This is a genomic window from Enterobacter sp. J49 (genome assembly GCF_002148625.1).
Lineage (GTDB): Bacteria > Pseudomonadota > Gammaproteobacteria > Enterobacterales > Enterobacteriaceae > Enterobacter > Enterobacter ludwigii.
Genome location: NZ_MWPY01000024.1, coordinates 274,942 through 283,565, shown reverse-complemented (window position 1 = coordinate 283,565; position 8,624 = coordinate 274,942). Strand labels below are relative to the sequence as shown.

Here is an 8,624-nt window from a genome sequence, read left to right as displayed (position 1 = left end):
TAAACTTCGTAATGAATTACGTATGTTCACTCAGAGACTTGGTATTCATTTAGTGTCCGAAGACATTAAGAATCCATGTCACTTTGAGTGCCCACACAGATTGTCTGATAAATTGTTAAAGAGCAGTGCCGCTTCGTTTTCGCTGCGGCGCGGGGTGTGCATATTACGCTTTCCCGCTTCAGAGTCAAGCATTTATTTTCGCTTATCTCTGCTGACCCGGCGGCGTGTGTGCCGTTGTTCCGTGTCAGTGGAGGCGCATTATAGGGGGTAATTCTGAAGCTGCAAGGATAAAGTGAAAATTATTTACTGACTGCTCACTTTCCAGGCAATTTGCATCCCAAACCTCAATTCTGGCCTGGTTTTTAAACAAAAACGAGCCGCAAGCGGCCCGTTTTTGCGTTTTGTGACTTACTGCACTGCCACAATTTTGTCGTCGTTGGCTTCCAGACGGATAACTTTGCCCGGAATCAGCTCCCCGGAGAGTATCTGCTGCGCCAGTGGGTTTTCGATCTGTTGCTGGATTGCGCGTTTCAGCGGACGCGCCCCATAAACCGGATCGTACCCATTTGCGCTCAAGAGCTTCAGCGCATCATCGGAGATGTGAATTTCATATCCACGCTCTTCCAGACGTTTATACAGACGCTGCAGCTGAATCTGCGCAATCGACGCAATATGTTTCTCACCCAGAGGATGGAACACTACCACTTCATCAATACGGTTAATGAACTCTGGACGGAAGCTATGGCTTACCACGCCCATCACCAGATCCTTCATATGGCCGTAGTCCAGTTCACCGAAACGTTCCTGAATCAAATCGGAACCCAGGTTCGAGGTCATGATCACTACCGTGTTACGGAAGTCGACCGTTCTCCCCTGTCCGTCAGTAAGCCGTCCATCGTCAAGAACCTGCAGCAGAATGTTGAACACATCCGGATGCGCTTTTTCCACTTCATCCAGCAGGATGACGGAATAAGGACGACGGCGCACCGCTTCTGTCAGGTAGCCACCTTCTTCATAACCCACATATCCTGGAGGCGCACCAACCAGTCGCGAAACGGAGTGTTTCTCCATAAACTCGGACATATCGATACGGACCATCGCGTCATCGCTGTCAAACATGAAGTTAGCCAGCGCCTTACAGAGTTCGGTTTTACCGACCCCCGTAGGCCCCAGGAACAGGAACGAACCGATTGGACGATTAGGGTCAGACAACCCTGCACGGCTACGGCGAATGGCATTAGAGACCGCTTCAACCGCCTCGTTCTGACCAATCACGCGTTGATGCAGATCCTGCTCCATGCGCAGCAGTTTGTCGCGTTCGCTTTCCATCATGCGCGCAACCGGAATACCGGTCCAGCGAGCCAGCACTTCAGCGATCTCCTCATCTGTTACTTTGTTTCGTAACAGACGCATCGTTTTGCCTTCCGACTGTGTGGCGATCTCAAGCTGTTTCTCAAGCTCAGGAATTTTGCCGTACTGCAGTTCAGACATTCGCGCCAGGTCACCCACACGACGCGCTTGCTCAATGGCAATTTTCGCCTGTTCCAGTTCAGCTTTAATTGTCTGAGTACCCGAGAGTGAAGCTTTCTCCGCTTTCCACTCTTCTTCCAGCTCAGAGTACTGACGCTCTTTATCGTCCAGTTCTTCGTTGAGCATATCCAGCCGTTTCTTACTGGCTTCATCAGACTCTTTCTTCAGTGCCTGCTGTTCCAGTTTGAGCTGGATGATGCGACGGTCGAGCCTGTCCAGCTCTTCCGGTTTCGAGTCAATCTGCATACGAATGCTCGAGGCCGCTTCATCAATAAGGTCGATTGCTTTATCGGGCAACTGACGGTCAGCGATATAACGATGCGAAAGCGTGGCCGCTGCAACAATCGCCGGGTCAGTAATCTGCACATGGTGGTGCAGTTCATAACGTTCTTTCAGCCCACGCAAAATCGCGATGGTATCTTCAACGCTTGGCTCAGCAACAAACACTTTCTGGAAACGACGCTCCAGCGCAGCATCTTTTTCGATGTACTGACGGTACTCATCCAGCGTGGTAGCCCCTACGCAGTGAAGTTCCCCACGTGCCAGGGCTGGTTTTAGCATATTACCGGCATCCATCGCGCCGTCCGCTTTACCTGCGCCGACCATGGTGTGCAGTTCGTCAATAAACAGAATGACGTTGCCTTCCTGTTTCGCCAGGTCGTTAAGCACGCCTTTCAGACGCTCTTCGAACTCACCGCGGTATTTCGCCCCGGCCACCAGCGCCCCCATGTCGAGCGCCAGTACACGACGACCTTTCAGCCCTTCCGGCACTTCACCGTTCACAATGCGCTGCGCCAGACCTTCGACGATGGCGGTTTTACCGACCCCCGGCTCACCAATCAGCACCGGGTTGTTTTTGGTACGACGCTGCAGTACCTGGATAGTACGGCGAATCTCTTCATCACGGCCGATCACCGGGTCAAGCTTGCCCTGCTCGGCACGCTCGGTCAGGTCGACCGTAAATTTTTTCAAAGCCTGACGTTGGTCTTCGGCTCCCTGATCGTTCACGCTTTCACCTCCGCGCATTTTCTCAATCGCCTGAGTCACATTGGCGGTGGTTGCGCCGGCAGATTTCAGCAGGTCGGTCAAGGTACCGCGTGATTCAAGCGCCGCCAGAACGAAAAGTTCTGACGAAATAAAGTTGTCCCCACGTTTTTGCGCCAGCTTGTCGCAAAGATTCAGCACACGCACCAGATCCTGAGACGGCTGAACGTCGCCACCGGTACCTTCTACCTGGGGTAAACGGCTCAGAGCCTGATCGATGGCGGTGCGTAACTGGCCAGCATTAATGCCGGCAGACGTTAATAACGGACGTACCGATCCCCCTTCCTGATTCAGCAAGGCGCTCATTAAATGAAGAGGTTCGATGAATTGGTTGTCGTGCCCCAGTGCAAGGGACTGGGCATCGGCGAGAGCAAGCTGGAATTTATTAGTAAGACGATCCAGACGCATAACTCCTCCCATAACAGGTCAAATTTGCTACTGGAGATTAAATGAGGTCATCCCTCAATTATTCAAGGTTAATGACCTGAATTATGTGAAAAGAAAACGGCACGTTCCGGATCGTCTTGATTCTTTAGGTTATATCAGCCAAATAAAACTTGCCATACGACCTGTCGTCTTGTCGCGGCGATAAGAGAAAAAATCACCCTTTTCGGTGAAGGTACAGCGATCGCCGCCGAAGATCTGCGTCACGCCGACATTATTCAGGCGCTGGCGGGCCAACAGGTAAATATCGGCCAGATATTTTTCACCGGCAGGAAGGAAAGCATCCGCGGCTTGCAGATCTTTCTCCATAAAGGCTTCGCGGACCTCGGGTCCCACTTCAAACGCACGAGGACCAATGGCCGGGCCGAGCCAGGCCATGATATTCGCAGGGTCATCTTTAAAGCAGGCGACGGTCTCTTCGAGCACACCTTCACACAGACCACGCCAGCCCGCATGCGCTGCTGCCACCTCGGTACCGGCACGGTTACAGAACAGAACCGGCAGGCAATCGGCAGTCATTACCGCACATACCGTTCCCGGAGTATCACTGTAAGACGCATCGGCCCATTTAGACGCATAGGGTTCGTCCGTTAACGGCAGTACCGTTTTACCGTGAACCTGTTCCAGCCAGACCGGTTTCGACGGTAAATTCCCGGCAGCAAACAGGCGTTTGCGGTTTTCTTCAACGTGCTCCAGGTTGTCACCACAGTGTGCGCCGAGATTCAAAGATTCCCACGCGCCCTGGCTCACACCGCCGATACGGGTTGAACTGCAGGCAGCCACGCCCTCAGGCAGTGGCCACTCCGGGACAATCAGTTTGGTCATAACCAGTCCACTTGATCTTTATGTTCTTCAAAATCAACACGCATGGCGTCAATAAGGTCGACCATATCCTGTGGGATCGGCGCGTGCCATTCCATCTGAATACCGGTGATAGGATGGTAAAGACGCAGCATCGTTGCGTGCAGCGCCTGGCGATCAAACTTACGCAGTACGCTAATGAACTCATCCGATGCACCTTTTGGCGGACGCGGACGACCACCGTAGACCTGATCGCCCACCAGCGGATGGGTAATGTGCGCCATATGAACACGGATCTGGTGAGTACGACCGGTTTCCAGACGCAGACGCAGACGCGTATGAATGCGGAAGTGTTCCATAATGCGGTAGTGCGTTACCGCAGGCTTACCCATCGGGTGCACCGACATATGGGTACGTTTGGTTGGGTGACGGCTGATAGGTTCTTCCACCGTGCCGCCAGCGGTCATATGACCAATGGCCACCGCTTCATATTCACGGGTGATTTCACGCAGCTGCAGAGATTCCACCAGACGTGTCTGAGCTGGAACGGTCTTTGCCACCACCATCAGACCCGTGGTGTCTTTATCCAGACGGTGAACGATGCCGGCGCGCGGAACATCCACGATAGGCGGGTAATAATGGAGAAGTGCGTTAAGGACCGTGCCATCAGGATTCCCCGCGCCCGGATGAACAACCAGGTCACGTGGCTTATTGATCACCAGGATGTCATCATCTTCATAGACGATGTTCAGCGGGATATCCTGCGGCTCGAAGCGGATATCCTCTTCGATTTCAGCATTGATGGCGACGGCTTCCCCACCTAACACTTTCTCTTTTGGTTTGTCCCAGATCTTGCCGTTTACCAGCACGCGCTGGTCAAGGATCCATTCTTTTATGCGTGAACGCGAATAATCAGGGAACAATTCGGCCAAAGCCTGATCTAAGCGTTGACCGAGCTGATTTTCGGAGACTGTTGCGGTGAGTTCTACTCGTTGTGCCATAAACTGCTTCTTCGTTTAACGTTGGGTTTTACGGCTTTGCCGTTTAATATAGTGTGCTATTGTAGCTGGTCTTAATCGGGAGCAGGAACAGAGTTTCTCCCGGACAAACATTTGAGGAAAGTCAAAACGTCATGACGCGCATGAAATATCTGGTGGCAGCGGCCACGTTGAGCCTGGCTTTGGTGGGCTGCTCCGGTTCAAATGAACAGGTCCCTGACAATCCGCCGAATGAAATCTATGCGACTGCACAACAAAAGTTGCAGGACGGTAACTGGAAACAGGCGATAACGCAACTGGAAGCGTTGGATAATCGCTATCCATTTGGTCCGTATTCGCAGCAGGTACAGTTAGATCTCATCTATGCCTACTATAAAAATGCCGATCTGCCGCTGGCTCAGGCAACCATCGATCGTTTCATGCGTCTGAACCCGACTCATCCTAACATCGATTACGTCATGTACATGCGCGGTCTTACCAACATGGCGCTGGACGACAGTGCCCTGCAAGGTTTCTTCGGTGTGGATCGTTCTGACCGTGACCCGCAGCATGCGCGTGATGCTTTCAACGACTTCTCCAAACTGGTGCGCGGCTACCCGAACAGCCAGTACGTCACTGACGCGACCAAACGTCTGGTGTTCCTGAAAGATCGTCTGGCGAAATACGAATACTCCGTTGCGGAATACTATACCCGCCGTGGCGCATGGGTTGCCGTGGTTAATCGTGTAGAAGGTATGCTGCGTGATTACCCGGATACACAGGCAACGCGTGATGGCCTGAAGCTGATGGAAAATGCTTACCGTCAGATGCAGATGACCGCACAGGCTGACAAAGTGGCGAAAATCATCGCCGCGAACAGCAGCAACACCTGATATTGCCTCAAAGCAAAACGGCAGCCTTCGGGCTGCCGTTTTTTTATGCGTTCAGAGATCAGCTGAAGCGGTTTAGCCTCAACACATCCTATCAACTATGACCGGAAATCGGGCCTTCCACAAGGTAAATATCACCTCTTCCTGCCCTGCCTCACAAAAAACATTCCCTGACAAAAACCGACAAAATAACGTGATCTAAATCACACATTTTGACATTAGGACAGGTATGCTGGAATCACCAAGACGGAAAGACAAGAGGTAAAATTTATGACAATGAACATTACCAGTAAACAAATGGAAATTACTCCGGCAATCCGCCAACACGTCGCAGACCGTCTCGCCAAACTGGATAAATGGCAAACACATTTGATTAACCCACATATCATCCTGTCCAAGGAGCCGCAAGGTTTCATCGCTGACGCAACTATCAATACTCCAAACGGCCATCTGGTCGCCAGCGCAAAACACGAGGATATGTACACCGCTATTAACGATTTGATCAACAAGCTGGAACGGCAGCTCAATAAAGTGCAACACAAAGGTGAAGCCCGTCGCGCCGCAACGTCGGTGAAAGACGCCAGCTTCGCGGAAGAAGTTGAAGAAGAGTAATCCTTTAAATTGAGTTTACCGCCAACGCGCCTTCGGGCGCGTTTTTTATTGACAGCATGAAAACAGTACGGGTACTTTAACGGTATCAACGACAGGATGATTTCATGAAACACACACCGTTTTTCTTCGCATTCTTTTTTACCTTCCCCTGATTGGGAGGCGTTTCGTCGTGTGATAAAGAATGCGAAGACGAACAACAAGGCCTCCCACACCGGGAGGCCTTTTTTATTAATAACGATAAACGAGACAGGCAACACTATGACACCGGAAAACCCGTTACTGGACCTGCGAGTGAAAATCAGCGCACTGGACGAAAAATTACTGGCCCTGCTGGCAGAACGTCGCACACTCGCCATCGAAGTGGGAAAAGCCAAGCTGGACTCCCATCGGCCGGTGCGTGATATCGACCGTGAACGCGACCTGCTGGAACGCCTGATTCAGCTTGGCAAAGCGCACCACCTCGACGCCCATTACATCACCCGTTTGTTCCAGCTCATCATCGAAGACTCCGTTCTGACCCAGCAAGCGCTACTCCAGCAGCATCTGAATAAAACGAACCCGCACTCTGCACGTGTCGCCTTCCTCGGCCCAAAAGGCTCTTACTCTCACCTTGCCGCACGCCAGTACGCAGCGCGTCATTTCGAAGAGTTTATTGAAAGCGGCTGCGCAAAATTTGCTGATATTTTCAATCAGGTCGAAACCGGACAGGCGGATTACGCCGTCGTACCGATTGAAAACACCAGCTCTGGCGCCATTAACGACGTGTACGATCTTCTGCAGCACACTACGCTGTCGCTGGTTGGCGAGATGACCATCCCTATCGATCACTGCGTACTGGTCTCTGGCTCAACCGACCTGAGCCAAATCGAGACGGTGTACAGTCACCCACAACCGTTCCAGCAGTGCAGTCAGTTCCTCAACCGTTATCCGAACTGGAAAATTGAGTACACCGAAAGCACTTCTGCGGCGATGGAAAAAGTGATGCAGGCCAATTCTCCGACGGTGGCCGCGCTTGGCAGCGAGGCGGGCGGAGCGCTGTATGGGCTGCAGGTGCTGGAACGCAACCTGGCGAACCAGACGCAAAATATCACCCGCTTCGTGGTACTGGCCCGTAAAGCCATCAATGTCTCTGAGCAGGTTCCGGCTAAAACGACGCTGCTGATGGCGACCGGGCAGCAGGCGGGTGCGCTGGTTGAGGCCCTGCTGGTACTGCGTAACCACAACCTGATCATGACGAAGCTGGAATCTCGCCCGATTCATGGCAATCCGTGGGAAGAGATGTTTTATCTGGATATCCAGGCCAACCTGGAATCTGCATCCATGCAGAAAGCCCTGCGTGAACTGGGTGAAATCACCCGCTCAATGAAAGTGCTGGGCTGCTATCCGAGCGAAAACGTCGTGCCGGTTGACCCCGCTTAACGTTCGATAAAGCGGCTTTTCTTCATCCCTGCCACGCTAACGGGCAGGGTGAAGATGGCGCCGGAGAGCGGATACTGCGCCACTTCATCCGCATCCATATTTTCCCGCGTGGTCGTGATAAACAGGGTCTTCATATCCTCGCCGCCAAAGCAGACCATCGTCGGACAACGAACCGGCATGCGATGCTCTTCCAGTTGTTCCCCCTGCGGTGAAAAGCGTGCGATACGCCAGCCATCAAACATTGCGCTCCAGTAGCAGCCTTCTTCATCCATCGCAGCACCGTCGGGTATGCCCTCCCCCTCTTTAAAGCGGCGGAATATCTCGCGTTTCACCGGCTCACCTTGCTCATCAAGCGGCGTGCGGTAGATAACGCCATTTGGCGTGTCAGAGGTGAACATCCACTGTTTGTCCGGGCTGAATGCCAGACCGTTGTGCCCGTGAATATCACACTGGATCACTTTCGGCGTCAGGTCATTATCGATACGCATCAGCATGGCGCCGTTGTAATCCCCCGGCCCCCAGAAGGTTCCCGCATAGAACCGTCCATGATGATCGGTACCTCCATCATTAAAACGCGCCAGTTGCGGGTTAGAGGGGTTATCACACACCTTGCGCTGAAGCAGGCCGTGCTTGTCAGCAAGCCAGATGCCATTGCGCATCGCGACGATAAAGCCGCCACGCTCACGCAGAGCGAAACAGCCTACTTCTTCATGGAAAGAGAGTACCGTGTGTTCCGCGGTAGGCAGATGATAACGGTGGATCTCCCCCTCCAGAATATCTGCCCAGTAGAGCGCATGCTCTTCGGCACTCCACGTCGGACATTCGGGCAAATGCCCGGTGTAATTCAACAGCGGCTGCGGTTCGGCCATAACAGTTCCCCAAAATGAAAAAAGCCAGCATTGCTGGC

General features: G+C 52.7%; 8 protein-coding genes and 1 other annotated feature. Of the genes, 4 read left to right on the top strand and 4 right to left on the bottom strand.

Annotated elements, in window-relative coordinates; all coding sequences use genetic code 11:
* Positions 1-408: 408 nt before the first annotated feature.
* The 3 genes from clpB to rluD form a co-directional block, all read right to left on the bottom strand.
* Entirely contained in the window at positions 409-2,982 is a 2,574-nt protein-coding gene (clpB, locus tag BJP35_RS06750) for an ATP-dependent chaperone ClpB (RefSeq protein ID WP_032680474.1), read from the bottom strand.
* Between the two features lie 129 nt (positions 2,983-3,111).
* The gene (yfiH, locus tag BJP35_RS06745; RefSeq protein ID WP_086462976.1) at positions 3,112-3,843 is read right to left on the bottom strand and encodes a purine nucleoside phosphorylase YfiH; all 732 of its coding nucleotides are present in this window, start codon (positions 3,841-3,843) and stop codon (positions 3,112-3,114) included.
* Positions 3,840-4,820, bottom strand: coding sequence for a 23S rRNA pseudouridine(1911/1915/1917) synthase RluD (gene rluD / locus BJP35_RS06740; RefSeq protein WP_014171235.1), 981 nt, complete (start codon positions 4,818-4,820; stop codon positions 3,840-3,842). The genes yfiH and rluD overlap by 4 nt, the downstream gene beginning before the upstream one ends.
* A gap of 131 nt (positions 4,821-4,951) precedes the next feature.
* On the opposite strand from rluD, the gene bamD reads away from it, so the two are divergent.
* The 4 genes from bamD to pheA all read left to right on the top strand — a co-directional run bounded on the left by bamD (position 4,952) and on the right by pheA (position 7,717).
* Positions 4,952-5,689, top strand: coding sequence for an outer membrane protein assembly factor BamD (gene bamD / locus BJP35_RS06735; protein WP_013098339.1), 738 nt, complete (start codon positions 4,952-4,954; stop codon positions 5,687-5,689).
* A gap of 267 nt (positions 5,690-5,956) precedes the next feature.
* The gene (gene raiA, locus BJP35_RS06730; RefSeq protein ID WP_003863162.1) at positions 5,957-6,298 is read left to right on the top strand and encodes a ribosome-associated translation inhibitor RaiA; all 342 of its coding nucleotides are present in this window, start codon (positions 5,957-5,959) and stop codon (positions 6,296-6,298) included.
* A 103-nt stretch (positions 6,299-6,401) separates the two neighbouring features.
* Positions 6,402-6,527 (top strand) — a sequence feature (Phe leader region).
* Positions 6,403-6,450, top strand: a complete 48-nt coding sequence (gene pheL, locus BJP35_RS24165) for a pheA operon leader peptide PheL (RefSeq protein WP_001386991.1) — start codon at positions 6,403-6,405, stop codon at positions 6,448-6,450. It overlaps the preceding feature by 48 nt.
* Before the next feature lie 29 nt (positions 6,528-6,556).
* Positions 6,557-7,717: a bifunctional chorismate mutase/prephenate dehydratase gene (gene pheA, locus BJP35_RS06725; RefSeq protein ID WP_020883922.1), complete on the top strand. Its 1,161-nt coding sequence runs from the start codon at positions 6,557-6,559 to the stop codon at positions 7,715-7,717.
* Here the strand turns inward: pheA and BJP35_RS06720 are convergent.
* The gene (locus BJP35_RS06720) at positions 7,714-8,586 is read right to left on the bottom strand and encodes an SMP-30/gluconolactonase/LRE family protein (protein WP_047366090.1); all 873 of its coding nucleotides are present in this window, start codon (positions 8,584-8,586) and stop codon (positions 7,714-7,716) included. The two genes, pheA and BJP35_RS06720, sit on opposite strands and share 4 nt — an antisense overlap.
* Positions 8,587-8,624: the final 38 nt, after the last annotated feature.